This window comes from Pseudoalteromonas sp. (assembly GCF_041613455.1).
Classification (GTDB): domain Bacteria; phylum Pseudomonadota; class Gammaproteobacteria; order Enterobacterales; family Alteromonadaceae; genus Pseudoalteromonas.
On sequence record NZ_JBFJHD010000043.1, the window covers coordinates 1 to 19,495 of the forward strand.

A 19,495-nucleotide genomic window follows, 5' to 3' on the forward strand; every position below is an offset into this window, starting at 1 on the left:
TACAAATGGGTGAGCAACTTAAGTCTAATCCTTTTGAAGGCTTAAACCTAAATTCAGTGTTTGAAGGCATGAAAGATGCGTACGCAGGTAGCGCTTTTCAAGTTGAGATCCCTGAGATCCAAGCTGCATTTGAAAAAATTAACGAAGAGATCCAAGCTCGTCGTGAAGCAGAATCTAAAGTATTAGCGGCTGAAGGTATTGCATTCTTAGAAGAAAATGCAAAACGTCCTGAAGTTACTGTTACTGAGTCAGGCCTACAATACGAAGTGATTTCTACAGGTGAAGGCGAAAAGCCAACTGCTGAATCAACGGTTCGTGTTGATTACCACGGTACATTAATTAACGGTACTGTATTTGATAGCTCATACGAGCGCGGTCAACCAGCTGAGTTCCCAGTAGGTGGCGTGATCAAAGGTTGGACTGAAGCATTACAAATGATGCCAGCAGGCACTAAATGGCGTTTATACGTTCCTCATGAGCTTGCTTATGGTGAACGTGGTGCCGGTGCTGCAATCGCACCTTACTCAACACTTGTTTTTGATGTTGAACTACACGAAATCATCGCTTAATAGTTTTAAGTGTTGATTTGAGTGTTAGTGTTAGCACTCAATAAAAAGCCGCATTCATAGTTATGAATGCGGCTTTTTTGTATTTGCTAGCTATAAACGTAAAATAATTTAACAGCCCCTGAGAAGAGGCTGTTGCATTAACGCAGATTAAAAGTAGCCACGTATACCCACGCGGATATTTCTGCCAGGTAACGGCGCGGTGTCTTTTATAAATGAGCTATGTACAAAACCAAGTTCATCGGTAATGTTATCGACGTTGATATACAGTTGTGTATCCAGCTTACCTAAATCTAGCTGATAGTTAGCTTGAGCATCAAATAAGGTATAACCGTCGGTTTTAGTCTCATACGCGGTAATATCATTTTGCGAGAAATAATGGGTACCGGTTAATGAAAGCTGCCAATTACCGACATTATACGCTAACTCAGAGCCTAATTTGTTGGCAGGGATGCGCGGCAAGTTTTCATCGTCTTGCTTTAATTTCGCTCGCGTCGTGTCACCGAATACTTTTATCATAGTGCGTGAGTTAAGGTTATAATGGGCATCAAACTCTAAACCATAAAGCTCAGCGTCTTTACTGGTAAATTGATAAACCGCCACACCATGGTCATGGCCGTTGTTGGCTTGCTCTAAGCCATGCTCTTCATCAAACACTAAACCGGTATTTTCTTGAAAGTAAAAGTTTTTAATATCGTTGTAAAAAAAGTTTACTGTGTAACCAAAGTCACCGCTAAAGCGTCTAAAGCCTAAATCAAGATTGGTAGAGGTTTCTTGTTTAATATTGTCGGGTTCAAAGTGCGCTTCACCGTCTTCAATATGATAACCAAGACCAAGCTCATAGGTACCAGTTGCAATGTGCAAGCCATTTGATAACAGCTCTGCAGAGAGCGGGGCACGTTCAGAGTGAGATAAACTCGCAGCAAAGCTATGGCCAGGGGTATATTGCCAAATGGCACCGACAGAGGCACTTACGTTAGTGAAGCGTTTGCTGTAGTCAACTGCTTCTTCAGTGGCGTGCTCCGTGGCGTCATGATCGTGATGGTGCGCGGTGATTTGGCTTTGTATTTTATACTCTTCAACACGGGCGCCCAATTCTAGCGTAACATCACCAAATTCGCGTTCTTCTAATACATAAACTGCATGGCTGGTTGTAACACTTGCCGGGGTAAAGGCTTCTTCGCCGTTAGCATCGTAATCAGAATCACTGTAGTGATAACCCACCATACCGTGCCAGTCAGCTAATCGATGCTCTACGTTTAAACGGGCTTCTGTGGTGTTGTTTTTAAAGGTGGTGCCCACTTCGCCGTGTTCTATTTCGCTGTGCGTATAGTCGGTATAACCTAGGCGTAAATTAATGGTTTCTACCCAGTTATTATGTAGCGCATAGCTTATCAGGGCTTGCCAACGATCTTGCTCTAACTGAGCATAAACGGGAGTTTCTTCATGGCTTTGCTCATCGTGGTGCTCTTCTTCGGCTGCATGGTCGTGTGCATGTTCATGTCCGTGGTCATGCTCGTGACCAGGAATACCATAGTCTGTTTTTATTTTGCCATAAGATACACCCACAGTAAGGTGTTCACCTACATAGCTGGTACCAAAATTGACTGTTTCACTGTCAATAAAGGTATTTTCTACTGAGTGTTTACTTTCAATATCACCGTCTTCGTGGATCTCATTAAATCGAGGCGTTTGATAATCATCGCCGCTGCGCTTAGTGCCATCAAAATGGAAGTTAAAATTGTTATAACCGCTTTCGATTTTAGCAGCCAAGGTATTAGCGTTAGATACTGAGTCGTGACTAAATTCAACGGCACCGGTTAATTCATCTATATTATTGGTCGGAATACGGTTATCAACCACGTTCACCACACCGCCAATGGCGCCTGAGCCATAAAGTAGGGTACTAGGCCCGCGTAATACTTCAATTTGTTCGGCGGCTAAACTGTCGCTAGAAGTCGCATGATCCGGACCGATACGTGATGCATCACTGCTATCTAGGCCGTTTTGAGTGATTTTAACCCGAGGGCCATCTAGGCCACGTATAATAGGGCTTGATGAAACCGGACCAAAGTAGCTGGCGTTAACACCCGGTAGGCCTTTAAGCGTTTCACCTAAAGTTGGTTTTGCTTTATTGCGCAGCTCGTCTCCTGCGATCACATTGACCGGAGAAATCATTTCTAAACTGTTTTTATGCAAAGCCGAAGCGTAAACAACCACGGTTTCGATAGAGGTTGGCGTTAAAGACACCACAATATTGTTAGACGCATCATTGATAGCAATACGTGAATCGCTGTAGTTATCTTTACTGATATGCAGTTGTCCAGCATTATCAACATCGATGCTAAATTCACCGCGTTGGTTGGTTGTAACGCTTTTAGATTTGCCGTGCACATGCACGGTGGCGTTTTCAATGGGTTTGTTTTTATTGTCTGTTACTGTGCCATTAATTGTGGCGGCTAATACAGATTGAGAACATAAAACAGAAAAAATTGCAGAGGAAATTAATGTTAGCTTTGTCATGAGTCTTTTAGTTAGTAGTTGCTACGTTGTGATATAATATAACACTACAAAAACAACTAAGCAATAATGTTATAGTATAACTTTAGTGGCTACTGATGGCATTAATCCGCACAATTTAATCTTCAGCTTGTTAACAAATACACAATTTTTTGCTCAAAAAAAGCTAAACTCTAATACTTTAGTTTAATATTGGTTAGCTGTTTGTATTGCTTGCTGTCGTACCATAATATCTGCTTAACAGTTATCGCAAATGCTAATCTATTGTTTTTATTGAAATTATATCCTGTTGACAATTTATCTATTGACAAAATTAACAGCTTACCTACTATGGTTGAATCTCATACTTTATTTTGTTTTATGTTTTTATTACGAAAAAGTAGCTGCTGATCATAGCATTCATATAAATGGTAGAGTTTGAATAACATGCAGAGATTTAAATTAACAGACCAGCACGGTTTTACGCTAATTGAATTAATGATAACAATCGCCATTATCGGTATTCTCTATTCAGTGGCGTTACCTAGTTATACTTCTTATATGCAGCAAAGTAGGCGCGCTGATGTACAGCAAGTATTGCTCCAGCAAACTGCCGTGTTAGAGCGCCAGTACACCCGTGTAGGTGGCTATCCCGACAGTTACGTTTTTCCCGCATCGGATTATTATTCATTCAGCTATCAATCAGATGCCACAGCAAGCAGCTCTGATGGCAGTGAGTTTACATTGACAGCAACTCCAAAAGGGGCGCAGAGTTCAGATAAGTGTGGAGCACTGGTTGTTAATCAAAGTGGCATAAAGAGTGCTGGAGCCGCTAAATGTTGGTAAACACACGTTTGGGCTTCACCCTTATCGAAATGATGGTGGTATTAAGTGTTATAGGGCTATTAGCTGCCGTTGCAACGCCTTCTTTTAGTAGTTTTATTAACCGAGACCGGCTTGTGACTAACGCAAATCAACTACATGGTGTGTATAAGTTCGCCCGCAGTGAAGCCATTAAACGCGAACAAGCAGTGAGTATAATTGCCGACGAGGAACAGTGGCAAGTGCAGAGCGAAATAGATGGCTCGCAAACAACACTTAATGTGTTTACCGTGACTCATGACAGTATTGAAATAAATTTTGCGGATGTTGCTATTTCCAGTAGCGGTGAACTTGATACGAGTTATCAATTTAAAGTTATAAATAATAATGACAAAGAAAATTACTTTCTGCTGTGTATTTTACAAAGCGGACAAAGCTGGTTAGTAGAAGGACCTGCAACATGTTAGTTAACAATAATAACGGGTTTTCATTACTTGAAGTGATGATAGCGATGGTGGTCGCAAGTGTCGGGTTATTAGGGTTAGCAGCAGCGCAATTAAAATCATTGCAATATATCACTAATAGCTTTAATTATACGGTGTCTATTATCGAAGCTAATAATGTAGTTGAGCGTATTTGGCCACACTTATGCGAGTTACAGCAAAGTAACCCCAGCTTGTACAACGACGCTAATTTTAGAAATTATTTAGCCCCGCAAAACACAGCGTATAGCTTAACTTTGCCGGCCAATTTTTCTAATGACCTTAACGTTGCAGTAAGTTGGGAAGATAAACGTTTGACCGACAACTTAGAAAATCGCGTTGTGCTGACGGGGAGCTTCCCACAGTTACCGCCAGGGTGTGTGTAATGAGCGTATCTAACCGTAAACACGCAGGTTTTACATTAATAGAGCTGATGGTTGCCCTAGCTGCAGGGATGTTTTTATTAGCAGGAGTAAGCCTTGCTTATTCTGCTATTAATACCACAACCAATACCGCCAAAGGTTTAGAAAATGCACTCGAAGTGATCCGTTTTAGTAGTAATGTATTTACTCGTAGCTTCAAACAAACAGCAGCCAAGCCACACTATAGTAATGATATTTTATTTGTGCAGCAAAATGCGGGGGCGCGGGCGTGTACCGGAGAGCAGATCAATACGCCTTTTATTGAGCAATATAGCCATCAAGGCGACGCATTATTTTGTGATATCGGCGACGGTAAAATTAAAATCCTCAGAGGGATCACGGCTATTAACTATACCATTACTGACGAGGTAGTGACGGTATTTGTGACTCCGGAAAATTTACCAGAGCAGTTTAATAACACATTGGCAATTGATATTGCCTTGTCGCAAATTGTGATGAATAAGGCGTTTGGTTAATGAAACATACATCGGGTTTTACGCTTGTTATTGTACTAATACTCACTTCGATTGCCTCTATTGTGGTGTTAAGTTCACTGAAAGACACGGTATTTCAAGAGCGACTAAGTGGCAATTTTCAAAAGAAACTCAATGCACGATTAATGAGTGATAAAGGCGTATTTGCCAGTATGGAGCAATTACAACAGACGGTTGAAGGCGATCCGCTGATTAGCCTAAACGATTTAGTGGCAGCGAATACCGGGGTCTCGGGTAGCGGTGAGCTCAAAGGCAGCCAATTTAACGGCACAATTAAACTTGATGATGATGGTAATATAGTGGTCTCAAGCCTAGGTAAACGTTTTGAAGGCGAAAATACCCTGCAAGCAGTGTTTGAATTTGTCCAAGGTAGCAAAGCAGGGCCGCCGCAGTCAGAGTTTCCAGAAGGCGTGACTGCGTGTTCAGGCGTTGCATTTGCCGGACATGGTGAAGTAGACAGTTATGACTCTTCACTAGGAGATTATAACGACACCTTGCCTGATGGCAGCCAAAATAAACAGCATGAGTCCATAGTGCAGACTTTAGGCAACCAATCTGAAGTTACCTTTAAAGGTAATACGCGTATTCAGGGGAATGTTGTTGCTTCGGGCGATCTATTAATTGAAAGTGCCGAAATCTCGGGTAATGTGCACAGTAATGGTAACCTCACAATTAATAATAAATCGACTATCGGCGGGGATGTGTCGGTTGTTTTAGATTATCAGCAAAGTGCAGACGTGGGCGGGAGTATTATTGCCAATGGGAATATCTACATCGCAAGTGGTTCTTCGGTTGGGGGCAATATACGTAGCAGAGCACATGTAACGGTGATCAATACCTATGTTCCGGGCTATCTCCTTGCCAATCAAGGTGCGAGCTTAAACAATGCTGATGTTGCCAACGGAGTGCAGGTACTTGGCGATTTCTCGCAAGTGAGTGGTGAGCTCAATGCCGGTAATAATAGCGACGCATTGCTTGTTAAAGGGTTTGTTAAGCTGTCAGGTGACGCTCAGATCAAGGACGATAAGTTACGTTATGCCACACCGCCGAGAGTGGGTGAGCACCAATTTCCAATAGGTCATAAATATTGGTTTTCGCCATATCATGTCAATTATGATGAAATAAACATTGCCGAAGTTCCTGAAGTTGAAGTTGTAGAAATAGCTACTGTCGTAGAGGGGGGGAGTCAATGTGATCCTTTAAACTTACTAAAACAAGTTGATGCTGCAGCGCCTTCAAGTAATGGTCCAGATCTTATTGTTGGTAACAAAGGCGTGTTGCCAATGCAAACGATGCACGCAGAATTTACTGTTCCTAAAGGCAGTTCCCCAACAGGAGAGATCAACGCACTGGATAGCAAGTTTTTAGATGTTAATACTCCAATGTATTATTTTAATGATGCCCTTATTAAAGGGCGTTTAGAAATTGCCGAAAATCATCATGTGGTGATGTACATTAATGGTGACTTTACGTTGACGGCATCAGGTTCAATCACCATTCCAGACAACAGTAGTTTAACCTTAATAGTCAAAGGTAAAACAGATCTTCGTGCTAATTCTACCGTGAATACTCCAGTGTATGGACTCACTCCAGAGGGGCGGCCAGTATTTAGTATATATAGTAGCTATGTGGGGGCTGATGAGGGAGTAAAACTTTCTGGTGGTCATAAAATGATTTATGCAGCTGTTTATGCTCCGTATACACAAGTTAATGTTACATCCAATGCTGGTTTTAAAGGCTCCCTATTAGGCGAAACGGTTACTTCTAAAGGCGGTGGAAGCATTCATTATGATACGGCTTTAAAAAATGCCAGTTTTGGTGGTGAGACTGGCGGTGTAGCCGTTAGCAGTAAATTGATATTTAAAAAGTGGATTTTTGCACCTTACGCAACCACCGGCGATGAAGAAGATGATGATGAGTATAACGATGAAGCTGACGACAGCTAACGTCGCCGCTTTAGTTGTTAACAGAGTTACTTTAAGCTGATGCTAATGTCACCTTGTGGTTTACAACAGCACAATAGTATTTCACCGTCGCGCACAAAGGCGAGCGGCTCTTCGCTGTAATCGACACTTCCAGAAATCAAGGTCGCTCTGCAGGCGCCGCAATAACCTTCACGACATTGATAAGCAACTTCTATTTTTTGTGATTCTAAGCATTGTAGAATAGACGGGCAGCCAGTGCTAAATTCTATGCACTGGCTGTTATCTGCAAGTGTAATACTTGCAGTGGTACGTTCAGTCATTATAAATCAAAGTCACCGAATTCAGCGGCATCAACTTGCGAGTCGATTTGACCTACTAGGTAGGAGCTGATCTCTGCTTCTTGCGGAGCCACTTGCACGTTATCAGATACCAGCCATGAATTGATCCATGGAATAGGGTTACTGTTATTTTTAAACTGTGCCGGTAAGCCTAGCGCAGTCATGCGAGCATTGGTTATGTATTCCACGTATTGACATAAAATGTGTTTGTTTAAGCCAATCATAGAGCCGTCTTTAAACAGGTAATCTGCCCATTCTTTTTCTTGCTCTGCTGCATCAATAAACATTTGAATTGCTTGTTCACGACACTGTGCGGCAACGACTGCCATTTCCGGGTCGTCTTTACCGTCTTGCATAATATTTAAAATATGCTGCGTGCCAGAAAGATGCAGTGCTTCATCACGTGCAATCAGCTTGATGATTTTGGCATTACCTTCCATTAATTCACGTTCGGCAAAAGCAAACGAACAAGCAAAACTAACATAAAAACGAATCGCTTCTAAAATATTTACCGACATCATCGCCAAGTAGAGCTTCTTTTTCAGCTCAAATAAATTAACCAGTACCGTTTCACCGTTAATCTCGTGCTTGCCTTCACCGTATAGGTTATACAACGACACAGCATTAATTAAGTCGTCATAGTATTTAGTCACCGCATCGGCGCGCTCACTAATTTTGTCATTGCCGACGATATCATCAAAAATCAGTTCAGGCGCTTGCGTTACGTTGCGAATAATGTGCGTGTACGAACGGCTGTGAATGGTTTCACTAAAGGCCCAGGTTTCAATCCATGTTTCAAGCTCAGGTAACGACACAATAGGCAGTAGCGCGACGTTTGGTGAGCGACCTTGTACACTATCAAGTAAGGTTTGATACTTTAAATTACTTAAAAATATGTGCTTTTCGTGTTCGGGTAGCGCTTGAAAGTCTAAACGGTCTTTACTGACGTCAACTTCTTCAGGGCGCCAGAAGAAAGACAGTTGTTTTTCTATCAGTTTTTCAAAAATAGGGTATTTTTGTTGATCGTAACGCGACACGTTAACGGTTTGACCAAAAAACATTGGCTCTTGCATTTGGTCATTATGTTTACGACTAAAAGTAGTATAAGACATGGTTATCACTCAAAAAACGATTATAACAAAGCGGGCAATGAAGCCCGCTTAACAATGTAAAACTGACGCGTTATATTTTACACGCGCCGCCTGCACAATCATCATCTTCAAGATCTGGGGTGTCCTCTTGAGCGTCTGATGCACCGTCACGGGTGTTGTGGTAATACAGGGTTTTTACGCCAAGCTTGTAGGCACTTAGTAAGTCTTTTAACAACACTTTCATTGGCACGCGGCCGCCTTCAAATTTACTCGGATCGTAGTTTGTATTAGCCGAAATTGCTTGGTCGACAAATTTTTGCATAATACCAACCAATTGTAAGTAACCATCATTAGAAGGGATATCCCATAATAATTCATAGTTATCTTTTAAGCGTTCATACTCAGGCACTACTTGCTTTAAAATACCGTCTTTACTTGCTTTAACGCTTATGTGACCACGCGGTGGCTCAATACCATTAGTTGCGTTTGAGATTTGCGACGATGTTTCTGATGGCATTAACGCACTCAGCGTTGAGTTACGCATACCGTGCTCTTTAATGCTGGCACGCAGGCTATCCCAATCAAGGTGCAATGGCTCATCACAAATTTTATCTAAATCACGCTTGTAGGTATCGGTTGGCATAATACCTTGTGAATAGGTGGTTTCGTTAAACAGAGGACACGCACCACGTTCTTTCGCCAGCTCATTTGATGCCTTCATTAAGTAATATTGAATTGCTTCAAATGTTTTGTGTGTCAGTGCATTGGCGCTGCCATCTGAATAACGTTTGCCGTTTTTAGCTAGGTAATATGCGTAGTTAATCACGCCTATGCCGAGTGTACGACGTCCCATAGTGGCATTTTTAGCGGCCGGTACTGGGTAGTCTTGAAAATCAAGTAAGTTGTCTAGGGCACGTACCGCAAGCTCTGCAAGCTCTTCTAATTCATCAAGCGATTCAATTGCGCCAAGGTTAAATGCCGATAACGTACATAAAGCAATTTCACCGTCTTCGTCATTGACGTTACTTAGTGGTTTAGTCGGTAATGCAATTTCTAAACACAAGTTAGATTGGCGAATCGGCGCAACGTCGGCAATAAATGGGCTATGGGTATTACAGTGATCGACGTTTTGTAAGTAAATACGTCCGGTGCTGGCACGCTCTTGTGCAAACATTGAGAACAACTCAATAGCTTTAATACGCTTTTTACGAATGGATTCGTCTTGCTCATATTTTACGTAGAGTTCATCAAACTTGTCTTGATCTTCGAAAAACGCATCGTATAGACCTGGCACATCTGATGGGCTAAATAAAGTAATGTAATCGTCTTTTATCAAGCGTGCATACATCAGTTTATTAAATTGCACGCCGTAATCTAAATGGCGCACACGGTTGTCTTCTACACCGCGGTTATTTTTAAGTACCAGTAAGTTTTCGACCTCTAAATGCCACAGCGGATAGAACAAGGTGGCTGCGCCGCCACGAACACCGCCTTGCGAACAGCTTTTAACCGCTGTTTGAAAGTGCTTATAAAACGGAATACAGCCGGTGTGGTATGCTTCACCGTTACGAATATGGCTGCCTAAAGCGCGAATACGCCCCGCATTAATGCCTATGCCGGCACGTTGCGATACATATTTAACAATCGCCGATGACGTTGCGTTGATTGAATCTAGGCTGTCGTCACATTCAATCAGTACACACGAACTAAACTGGCGGGTTGGGGTACGCACACCCGACATAATAGGCGTTGGTAATGAAATCTTAAACGTTGAAACCGCATCGTAAAAGCGTTTAATGTAATCAATACGCGTGTCACGTGGGTAGTCAGAAAATAAACTGGCAGCCACTAAAATGTATAAAAACTGTGCGCTTTCATAAATTTCACCGGTAACACGGTTTTGTACTAAGTATTTACCTTCTAGCTGCTTCACTGCTGCGTAGCTAAAATTAAGATCGCGGCTGTGATCTAAGTAGGCGTCTAACTCATCCAATTCGGCTTCGGTGTAATCAATTAATAGGTGCGCGTCGTAACGTTTTTCCTCAACCATTTTTGTTACATGATCAAATAAACGCGGTGGCTCAAACTGGCCATAGGCTTTTTTACGCAAATGGAATACAGCTAAGCGAGCAGACAGGTATTGGTAATCAGGCGATTCTTTAGAGATCTGATCTGCGGCAGCTTTAATGATGGTTTCGTGAATGTCTTTGGTACGAATGCCATCGTAAAATTGAATGTGAGACTTTAACTCAACTTGCGATACCGAAACGTTATTTAACCCTTCGGCTGCCCATTCAATAACGCGATGGATCTTATCAAGATCTAACGGTTCTTTACGGCCGTCACGTTTGCTTACAGATAACTGTTGGTTCATAGTTTTGCCTGTATTCCTTGGAAATTAAGTATTTTGACTAATGATTAATACGCAACGAATCGCGTATTTATTCATTTATTATTGTTTACACCTGCACCAGGCGAGTTTTATTGAATAACATTTAGCCACAATATCTGGTGTTGTTCAAATTAGAGATCACAAGATAGTGTGGTCAGCGCAGTTTTGCAAGGGACAGAAATCTCACTTATTGTGGATAACGTTGGGATAACGCCATTGTGTTAGTGAGCATTAACCTTCGACCAATCGATTAAGTTGAAATTTACAAAAATCAACTCAGGATCGACTAAATTTGCCCTTTTTGAAAATATATTTCGACTGCTTTTTTTATCACCAAGCTGGGTGTGTAAACTAACATAATCACAATATATAGTGGTTAATAATTAACATGGCACTATATATGGTTAAATCCACAAATGGGAGTTTGCCAATTAAAATCGGCTTGCCAGCTTAACGCAGTCGCTTTATCGGGTACATAGCCCCACAATGCGGTGGCGGTGTGCATGCCGGCTGCTTTACCGGCTTCAATATCACGCTCAGCATCGCCGATATACAAACAGCGACTAGGGTCAACGTTCATTAATTGTGCGCAGTGTAGTAATGGTAACGGCGAGGGTTTTGCTTCGGCTAATGTATCACCACTGACAATCACTTGCGCATTTTTTAACGCAGGAATGGCGGCCACTAACGGCTCGGTTAAAAAGCCGGGCTTATTGGTCATTATTCCCCATTGGATGTTTTTTTGCTCAAGGGCGATAAGTAGCGGTTCTATGCCGGCAAAACACACTGTATGGCTGGCGATGCTTGCGGCGTAGGCAGTTATCAACTGTTGAATGAGCGTAGCTTGATCTTGCTGTGCCCAATGCTCTTTGAAGCCAGCTGCTAAAAGTGCTGCAGCGCCATTAGAGGCGACAGGGCGGTATACCGTGGCGGGGACTTCGGCTAATTGGTGGTTGCGTAACACCGTATTTAACGCCGCGCCTAAATCATCGGCGGTATCGAGCAAGGTGCCGTCTAAATCAAATAAAAAGGCATCGTATGCTATTGGTTGGGTGATGTGAGAGTTAGCCATTACGCTAACTTCTCAAAATGAAGGATGTAATTGACACTGACATCGGTATTTAATGTGTATTGTTTTGATAATGGGTTATAGCTTAAGCCTGCGCTGCCGCGTACTTTTAAACCCGCTTGCTCGGCCCAGGCAATTAACTGTGCGGGTTTAATAAATTTTTTGTGATCGTGCGTGCCTTCGGGCACCATTTTTAATATTTTTTCAGCGCCTATAATGGCGTATAAATAAGCTTTGGGGGTTTTATTTAGGGTTGAAAAAAACACATCAGCGCCGGGTTTTGCAAGTTCGGCGACGGCGTGAATAATAGACGCTGGATCCGGTACATGCTCTAACATTTCCATACAGGTGACCACATCAAAGCGCGCTGGATGTTGCTCGGCAAATTGCTCTGCCGGTACTTTAATGTAATCGACCTTTACCCCTGTCTCTAGGCTATGTAATTTAGCCACCGTTAACGGCTCTTGGCCCATATCGATACCGGTTACGTCAGCGCCCATACGTGCCATGCTCTGGCTTAAAATACCGCCGCCACAGCCTACATCTAAGGTTTCTTTGGCAAACAAGCCGCCGCTTTTGTTGGCTATAAAGTCTAACCGTAAGGGGTTAATTTCGTGTAATGGCTTAAATTCGCCGTCTAAATCCCACCAACGCTCTGCGATGGCCTCAAATTTTGCAATTTCTGCATGATCTACATTTTGATGTTCGGTCATAAAATACTTCCTCGTCAATCTGGGGCCATTATATAGGGCTAAATTGCTAAATCGCAAAGTTTTGCGCCTGTAAATTAAAATTAATTGTGGTAGCATGTTTGTTTAGTAATAATAGCAAATACTCTTGGTACCTAATAGTGGGTATTTAAGAGCAGATACTGAAGGAATGTGATATCAAATGACTGATCTCGCCAATGAAATTCTGCCAGTCAATATTGAAGACGAGTTAAAAAACTCCTACTTAGATTACGCCATGAGTGTAATTGTAGGACGTGCATTACCAGACGTACGTGATGGTTTAAAACCAGTTCACCGTCGCGTTTTGTTTGCAATGAACGAGCTTAGTAATGACTGGAACAAACCTTACAAAAAATCGGCCCGTGTGGTCGGTGACGTAATCGGTAAATACCACCCACACGGCGATAGTGCAGTTTATGACACCATAGTCCGTATGGCACAGCCATTCTCACTGCGTTATATGTTAGTAGATGGCCAAGGTAACTTCGGTTCGGTAGATGGTGATTCAGCAGCGGCAATGCGTTATACCGAAGTACGTATGGCAAAAATGTCGCATGAGTTATTAGCCGACTTAGATAAAGAAACGGTTGATTTCGTTCCTAACTACGACGGTACAGAGCAAATTCCTGACGTATTACCAACCAGAGTGCCTAATTTATTAGTTAATGGCTCTTCGGGTATTGCGGTAGGTATGGCGACTAACATTCCACCACATAACTTAACCGAAGTGGTTAACGGCTGTTTAGCGCTGATTCAAAACCCTGATTTAACTATCCATGAGTTAATGGATTATATTCCAGGTCCTGATTTCCCGACAGCGGCAATTATCAACGGCAAAAAAGGCATTGAACAAGCCTACTTAACGGGTCGTGGTAAAGTGTACATGCGTGCCCGCGCGGAAATTGAAGTGGATGAAAAAACACACCGCGAAACCATCATAGTTCACGAAATTCCTTATCAAGTTAATAAAGCGCGTTTGATTGAAAAAATCGCTGAGCTCGTAAAAGATAAAAAAATTGAAGGTATTAGTGCACTACGCGATGAATCCGATAAAGACGGTATGCGTATCGTTATCGAAATTAAACGTGGTGATGTTGGCGAAGTTATCTTAAACAACCTATACGCACAGACGCAGTTACAAACTGTGTTTGGCATGAACATGGTTGCCTTGATTAATAACCAGCCTAAGTGTTTCAACTTAAAAGAAATGCTTGAAGAGTTTATTATTCATCGCCGCGAAGTAGTTACCCGTCGTACGGTGTTTGATCTACGCAAAGCGCGCGACCGTGCTCACATGCTAGAAGGCTTAGCAATTGCACTGGCAAATATTGACCCAATTATCGAGCTTATTCGTAATTCACCGACTCCAGCTGAAGCTAAAGTGGCACTAACAGCGCGTTCGTGGGAGTTAGGTAACGTTAAAGCGATGCTTGATAAAGCTGGCGAAGATAATGTGGCACGCCCAGATTGGTTGGCAGCTGAATTAGGTATTCGCGATGGCCAGTACTATATTTCTGAGCAACAAGCCCAAGCGATCCTAGATTTACGTTTACATAAACTAACCGGCTTAGAACACGAAAAAATTCTTAGCGAATATCAATCACTATTAGATTTAATTGCTGAATTACTAAATATTTTATCAAGCCCTGAGCGTTTGATGGAAGTGATACGTGATGAGTTAGTTGAAATTAAAGCGCAATATGGTGATGAACGTCGTACAGAAATAAATGCGGCGGCGCACGATATTAGCCTTGAAGACCTTATTACCGAAGAAAACGTGGTGGTTACACTATCGCACGAAGGTTACGTGAAGTATCAGGCATTGTCTGATTACGAAGCGCAGCGTCGTGGTGGTAAAGGTAAATCAGCGACGAAGATGAAAGATGAAGACTTTATTGAACGTCTTCTGGTTGCGAATACTCACGATACTATTTTATGTTTCTCAACAGCGGGTCGCTTATATTGGCTTAAAGTGTATCAGTTACCATTGGCAAGTCGTGCCGCGCGCGGTAAGCCGATTGTTAACTTATTACCTCTTGAAGCAGATGAACGTATTACTGCAATATTGCCAGTACGTGACTATGAAGAAGATAAATACATCTTTATGGCAACGGCATTTGGTACGGTTAAGAAAACACCATTAACGGCGTACAGCCGTCAACGTGCCAGCGGTATTATTGCGGTTAACCTAAATGAAGGCGATAGCCTAATTGGTGTTGATATTACCGATGGTAGCAACGAAATTATGTTGTTTACCGATGCTGGTAAAGTGGTGCGCTTCAAAGAAGCCGAAGAGTCAGCTGTAGTTGATGAAAACGGTAACCCGGTACTAGACGAAAACGGTAATCCTGAAATTAAGTTTAAAGGTGTACGTCCTATGGGCCGTACTGCAACCGGTGTTCGTGGTATTAAAATGGCCGATGAGCAACGTGTCGTGTCGTTAATTGTCCCTAAAACCGACGGCGCTATTTTAACCGTCACTGAAAACGGTTACGGTAAACGTACCTTACTTGAAGACTACCCATCAAAGAGTCGTGCGACGCAAGGTGTGGTCTCTATTAAGGTGAGTGAGCGTAATGGCGCTGTTGTCGGTGCAGTACAAGTGGATGACAACGACGAAATTATGATTATTTCGAACCGCGGCACCTTAGTACGTACCCGTGTTAATGAAGTGTCTACGGTCGGGCGTAACACCCAAGGTGTTATTTTGATCCGCACTATTGACGGCGAGCAAGTGGTTGGTTTACAACGTATCGAAGAGATTGAAGTGACAGAAAGTGACTTAATCGATGTTGAAAACGGTGATACCGTCGCAGCAGCTATTGATGACGTAGTGGATGATAATCCTCCTGCAGAATAACGCAGATTAAAAAAAGCGGCTTAGGCCGCTTTTTTTATGCGTGTTGAATAAAATTAATAGTTAACGGTTTAAACTACCCGCTAAATAATAGCAATAGCGAAAAGACTCAATTGCAACACGGTTATTTATATATATAGTGGTTACCTGTGATATTTTTCAATGCTCAGTATCGAGTATTATCAACTGCTAGCTTACACCGCGTGTTATAAGCTCAGTACAGGTCACGGCTTGAATATAATCTGTCTAGCCTGTTAGCAGCACAAGCGGGGACGTTTAATTTTAATTACTGGAATGAGGAAAAGGTAATGACTAAATACAATTTTTGCGCGGGGCCGGCTATGTTACCCCCTGCAGTAATGCAAAAAGCACAACAAGAATTTCTAGACTGGCAAGGATTAGGTGTATCGGTGATGGAAATGAGCCATCGCAGCAAAGAATTTATTGCCATGACCGAGAGATGCGAAGCGAGTTTACGGCGCTTGATGAATATTAGTGAAGAGTTTGCAGTACTGTTTATGCATGGCGGCGGCCGTGGACAATTTAGTGCCGTGCCACTGAATTTACACCTCGATGATAAAACTGCGGTGTACTGCGAAAATGGCGTGTGGTCAAAAAGTGCCACTGCTGAAGCACATAAATTCACGCAAGCAACAGCGATTGATATTCGTAATGACACAGCAGGTGAGTTTTCAATTAAACCTGTTACAGACTGGCCGTTACCAAGCGATGCTTCATACATTCATTACTGTCCTAACGAGACGGTGGATGGCTTAGAAATTTTTGACGTACCACGTCATCCTACAGCGCCAATTATTGCCGATATGTCGTCTACTATTTTGTCGCGTGAGATAGACGTTAATCAATTTGACCTAATTTATGCGGGCGCTCAGAAAAACATCGGCCCATCGGGTCTTGCGATTGTTATTGTACGTAAAACCTTGCTTGAGCGACAAGGACTGCCAAAGCCAGGCATTTTAGATTACGCGCTAGAGGCGAAACAGGGCAGTATGTTTAATACGCCACCGACTTTTGCTTGGTACTTAGCGGCAGAAGTGTTTGACTGGCTAGAGAAAAATGGCGGAGTTAAAGCGATGGAGCAGCAAAATATCGCCAAAGCGGAGCTGCTGTATAACTTTATTGATAATTCAGATTTTTATGTTAACAAAGTGGCGAAATACTGTCGCTCACGTATGAATGTGCCGTTTTGGCTTAATGATGAAAGCCTCAATAGTAAATTTGTCGCGCAATCAAATGAAGCCGGCTTATTAGCGCTTGAAGGCCACCGCATTGTGGGCGGAATGCGCGCCAGTATTTATAACGCTATGCCGCTTGAAGGTGTTCAAGCATTGGTTGATTTTATGGCTGCGTTTGCGAAGGAAAATAGTTAATGGAACAGTTACGTTTAGCGCCCATTACGCGCGTAAATGGCAGCGTCACTCTGCCAGGTTCAAAAAGTTTATCAAATCGTATTTTATTAATAGCGGCACTGGCGCAAGGCACTACCGTTGTTGAAAACCTGTTAGACAGTGATGATATACGCCACATGCTGGGTGCATTAAAACTTTTAGGTGTTGATGTAAGCTTAAATGCTGAACGCACTGTTGCCACGGTGACAGGGGGGGCAGGGGCGTTTAAAACTCCTAGCGAAGCATTGTTTTTAGGCAATGCCGGCACCGCATATCGCCCACTTACCGCTGTATTGGCCGCTGTGCCAGGCGAGTATCAGCTTATTGGTGAGCCGCGTATGGAAGAGCGTCCAATTGGCCATTTAGTAGATGCCTTGCAAGCGCTTGGCGGCGATATACGTTATCTAAAAAATAAAGATTATCCACCGCTAAATATAATGGGTGGACAAATTAATGGTGGTGTAGTTGAGATTGATGGCAGTATCTCGAGCCAGTTTTTAACCGCATTACTGATGGCGGCACCATTATTTAACGGCGATACCACAATCACCATTAAAGGCACGTTAGTTTCAAAGCCCTATATTGATATTACCCTTGATGTAATGGCGCGCTTTGGTGTGCAGGTTGAGCATGATAACTATGCGACGTTTCGTGTCACCGGAAACCAGCAATACCAAGCCGTTGAGCGCATTATGGTTGAAGGTGATGCCTCATCGGCCTCTTATTTTATTGCCGCCGCAGCGATTGCCGGGGGCGAAATAGAAATTAAAGGGGTGGGGGCGAAGTCGGTGCAAGGCGATATTGGCTTTGCAACCGTGATGCAGCAAGTGGGTGCTCAAATAGACTGGCATGATGAGCGGCTTGTGGTGCGCAAGGGGCTGCTGAAAGGAGTTGATATTGACGCAAATGCTATTCCTGATGCGGCCATGACGCTCGCCACTGTGGCACTGTTTGCTGACGGCCCGACGGCGATACGTAATATTTATAATTGGCGCGTAAAAGAAACCGATCGCTTACATGCGATGGCTACTGAGCTGAGAAAAGTAGGTGCTGCAGTCGTTGAAGGGCACGATTTCATAGAAATCACCCCGCCAACGCAATTTAATGATGTGGCAATCGATACCTATGATGATCACCGCATTGCGATGTGTTTTGCACTGCTTGCCGTCGGTGGCAAGGCAATAACAATTAATGATCCTAAATGTACTTATAAAACATTTCCAACGTTTTTCAATGTGTTAGCATCGGTTAGTGAGTAGCTGTTACAATTTATTTGATAAAAAGTAACACACTAATAGCGATCTATTTGAATAACTGACGTATAATATTGCGGTTTATTTAGGTGTGCATTGTAGGAGGTTATAAATGCAGGCGTTATTAATGCCCGTGATCACCGTAGATGGCCCAAGTGGTTCAGGTAAAGGAACTGTTTGTCGCTTGTTAGCCGAAAAATTGGGATGGGATGTGTTAGACAGTGGCGCAATATACCGCGTATTATCACTGGCTGCACTTCATCATCAAATAGCATTAGATAATGAAGAAGCATTAGTGCCTTTAGCTGCTAATTTAGATGTGCAGTTTTTAGTAGATAGCCAAACGAGTGCCGCTAAAGTTGTGTTAGAAGGTGAAGATGTCACCCGTACTATTCGCAACGAAGAAGTGGGTGCTGCAGCGTCGAAAGTAGCAGCATTGCCACGAGTACGCGAGGCATTATTACGCCGCCAGCGTGCATTTCGCACTGAAAAAGGGCTGATCGCAGATGGTCGCGACATGGGCACTGTGGTGTTTAAAGATGCACCGTTAAAAATATTTTTAACCGCGAGCGCAGAAGAACGTGCTCGTAGACGCTTTGCTGAGTTGAATGCTCGTGGTCTTGATGTTACACTAAGTGGTCTATTACAGGACATCCAAGCTCGTGATGAGCGCGATATGAATCGTGCTGTTGCGCCGCTTGTGCCTGCAGAGGATGCTATTGAGCTTGATACTAGCGAGTTAAATGCAGAGCAAGTATTTGATAAAGTTGTTACTTTATTAGATGTTGCGATCTCTGAAGGTCGGCTTCCGAAACGAAGCTAAACACATTTTATGCACCAGCAGGATGCCAGTGCTATTTTAACAACCCCATGCGGCATGGTTGCTTATTGGTATAATATATAGAGACGTATATTCGTATGTCAGAAAATTTTGCGCAGTTATTTGAAGAAAGCTTAAAGGGTTTTGAAGCAGAGCAAGGCTCTATCGTTAAAGGTACTGTTATCTCAATCGAGAACAACATTGTACTTGTAGATGCTGGTCTTAAATCAGAAAGTGCTATCCCTGCAGAGCAGTTCAAAAATGCTGCTGGTGAACTAGAAGTTGCTGTAGGCGACGAAGTAGATGTTGCACTAGATGCAATTGA

General features: G+C 42.8%; 17 protein-coding genes. 11 read left to right on the forward strand and 6 right to left on the reverse strand.

Annotated features, from left to right (window positions below; all coding sequences use genetic code 11):
• Positions 1-569, forward strand: a 569-nt coding sequence (locus ABYB02_RS06530) for an FKBP-type peptidyl-prolyl cis-trans isomerase (RefSeq protein ID WP_372761656.1), incomplete at its 5' end; no start/stop codon positions are given.
• Between the two features lie 147 nt (positions 570-716).
• Here ABYB02_RS06530 and ABYB02_RS06535 read toward each other — a convergent pair.
• Positions 717-3,089 carry a TonB-dependent receptor gene (locus ABYB02_RS06535; protein ID WP_372761657.1) on the reverse strand — a complete coding sequence of 791 codons (2,373 nt, stop codon included), beginning with the start codon at positions 3,087-3,089 and terminating at the stop codon, positions 717-719.
• Positions 3,090-3,512: 423 nt separating this feature from the next.
• Here ABYB02_RS06535 and ABYB02_RS06540 point away from each other — a divergent pair, with 423 nt between their 5' ends.
• Genes ABYB02_RS06540 through ABYB02_RS06560 form a run of 5 tightly spaced genes read left to right on the forward strand, consistent with a single transcriptional unit; the run spans position 3,513 to position 7,231 of the window.
• The gene (locus ABYB02_RS06540; protein ID WP_372761658.1) at positions 3,513-3,911 is read left to right on the forward strand and encodes a type IV pilin protein; all 399 of its coding nucleotides are present in this window, start codon (positions 3,513-3,515) and stop codon (positions 3,909-3,911) included.
• Positions 3,902-4,354, forward strand: a complete 453-nt coding sequence (locus ABYB02_RS06545; RefSeq protein WP_372761659.1) for a GspH/FimT family pseudopilin — start codon at positions 3,902-3,904, stop codon at positions 4,352-4,354. The genes ABYB02_RS06540 and ABYB02_RS06545 overlap by 10 nt, the downstream gene beginning before the upstream one ends.
• The gene (locus ABYB02_RS06550; RefSeq protein ID WP_372761660.1) at positions 4,348-4,755 is read left to right on the forward strand and encodes a prepilin-type N-terminal cleavage/methylation domain-containing protein; all 408 of its coding nucleotides are present in this window, start codon (positions 4,348-4,350) and stop codon (positions 4,753-4,755) included. Before ABYB02_RS06545 ends, ABYB02_RS06550 begins: the two co-directional genes overlap by 7 nt.
• On the forward strand, positions 4,755-5,267 hold the full coding sequence (locus ABYB02_RS06555; RefSeq protein WP_372761661.1) for a PilW family protein: 513 nt from the start codon (positions 4,755-4,757) through the stop codon (positions 5,265-5,267). Before ABYB02_RS06550 ends, ABYB02_RS06555 begins: the two co-directional genes overlap by 1 nt.
• Positions 5,267-7,231 (forward strand): polymer-forming cytoskeletal protein, encoded by a 1,965-nt coding sequence (locus ABYB02_RS06560; protein ID WP_372761662.1) that lies wholly within the window; start codon positions 5,267-5,269, stop codon positions 7,229-7,231. Before ABYB02_RS06555 ends, ABYB02_RS06560 begins: the two co-directional genes overlap by 1 nt.
• Before the next feature lie 26 nt (positions 7,232-7,257).
• On the opposite strand, the gene yfaE is transcribed toward ABYB02_RS06560, so the two are convergent.
• From yfaE to ubiG, 5 genes are all read right to left on the reverse strand, one after another.
• The gene (gene yfaE, locus ABYB02_RS06565) at positions 7,258-7,530 is read right to left on the reverse strand and encodes a class I ribonucleotide reductase maintenance protein YfaE (protein ID WP_372761663.1); all 273 of its coding nucleotides are present in this window, start codon (positions 7,528-7,530) and stop codon (positions 7,258-7,260) included.
• Positions 7,530-8,660 carry a class Ia ribonucleoside-diphosphate reductase subunit beta gene (gene nrdB / locus ABYB02_RS06570; protein ID WP_372761664.1) on the reverse strand — a complete coding sequence of 377 codons (1,131 nt, stop codon included), beginning with the start codon at positions 8,658-8,660 and terminating at the stop codon, positions 7,530-7,532. Before nrdB ends, yfaE begins: the two co-directional genes overlap by 1 nt.
• A gap of 70 nt (positions 8,661-8,730) precedes the next feature.
• Positions 8,731-11,013 carry a class 1a ribonucleoside-diphosphate reductase subunit alpha gene (gene nrdA, locus ABYB02_RS06575; protein WP_372761665.1) on the reverse strand — a complete coding sequence of 761 codons (2,283 nt, stop codon included), beginning with the start codon at positions 11,011-11,013 and terminating at the stop codon, positions 8,731-8,733.
• Between the two features lie 412 nt (positions 11,014-11,425).
• The gene (locus ABYB02_RS06580) at positions 11,426-12,103 is read right to left on the reverse strand and encodes an HAD family hydrolase (protein WP_372761666.1); all 678 of its coding nucleotides are present in this window, start codon (positions 12,101-12,103) and stop codon (positions 11,426-11,428) included.
• A complete protein-coding gene (ubiG, locus tag ABYB02_RS06585) occupies positions 12,103-12,813 on the reverse strand; it encodes a bifunctional 2-polyprenyl-6-hydroxyphenol methylase/3-demethylubiquinol 3-O-methyltransferase UbiG (RefSeq protein WP_372761667.1) in 711 nt (236 codons plus the stop codon). Before ubiG ends, ABYB02_RS06580 begins: the two co-directional genes overlap by 1 nt.
• Before the next feature lie 178 nt (positions 12,814-12,991).
• On the opposite strand from ubiG, the gene gyrA reads away from it, so the two are divergent.
• From gyrA to ABYB02_RS06610, 5 genes are all read left to right on the forward strand, one after another.
• A complete protein-coding gene (gene gyrA / locus ABYB02_RS06590; protein WP_372761668.1) occupies positions 12,992-15,691 on the forward strand; it encodes a DNA topoisomerase (ATP-hydrolyzing) subunit A in 2,700 nt (899 codons plus the stop codon).
• 305 nt (positions 15,692-15,996) lie between these two features.
• Entirely contained in the window at positions 15,997-17,079 is a 1,083-nt protein-coding gene (gene serC / locus ABYB02_RS06595; protein WP_372761669.1) for a 3-phosphoserine/phosphohydroxythreonine transaminase, read from the forward strand.
• Positions 17,079-18,356 carry a 3-phosphoshikimate 1-carboxyvinyltransferase gene (aroA, locus tag ABYB02_RS06600; RefSeq protein ID WP_372761670.1) on the forward strand — a complete coding sequence of 426 codons (1,278 nt, stop codon included), beginning with the start codon at positions 17,079-17,081 and terminating at the stop codon, positions 18,354-18,356. Before serC ends, aroA begins: the two co-directional genes overlap by 1 nt.
• A 106-nt stretch (positions 18,357-18,462) precedes the next feature.
• Entirely contained in the window at positions 18,463-19,173 is a 711-nt protein-coding gene (gene cmk / locus ABYB02_RS06605; protein WP_372761671.1) for a (d)CMP kinase, read from the forward strand.
• Between the two features lie 95 nt (positions 19,174-19,268).
• On the forward strand, positions 19,269-19,495 hold a 227-nt coding region (locus tag ABYB02_RS06610; RefSeq protein ID WP_372761672.1), incomplete at its 3' end, for a S1 RNA-binding domain-containing protein.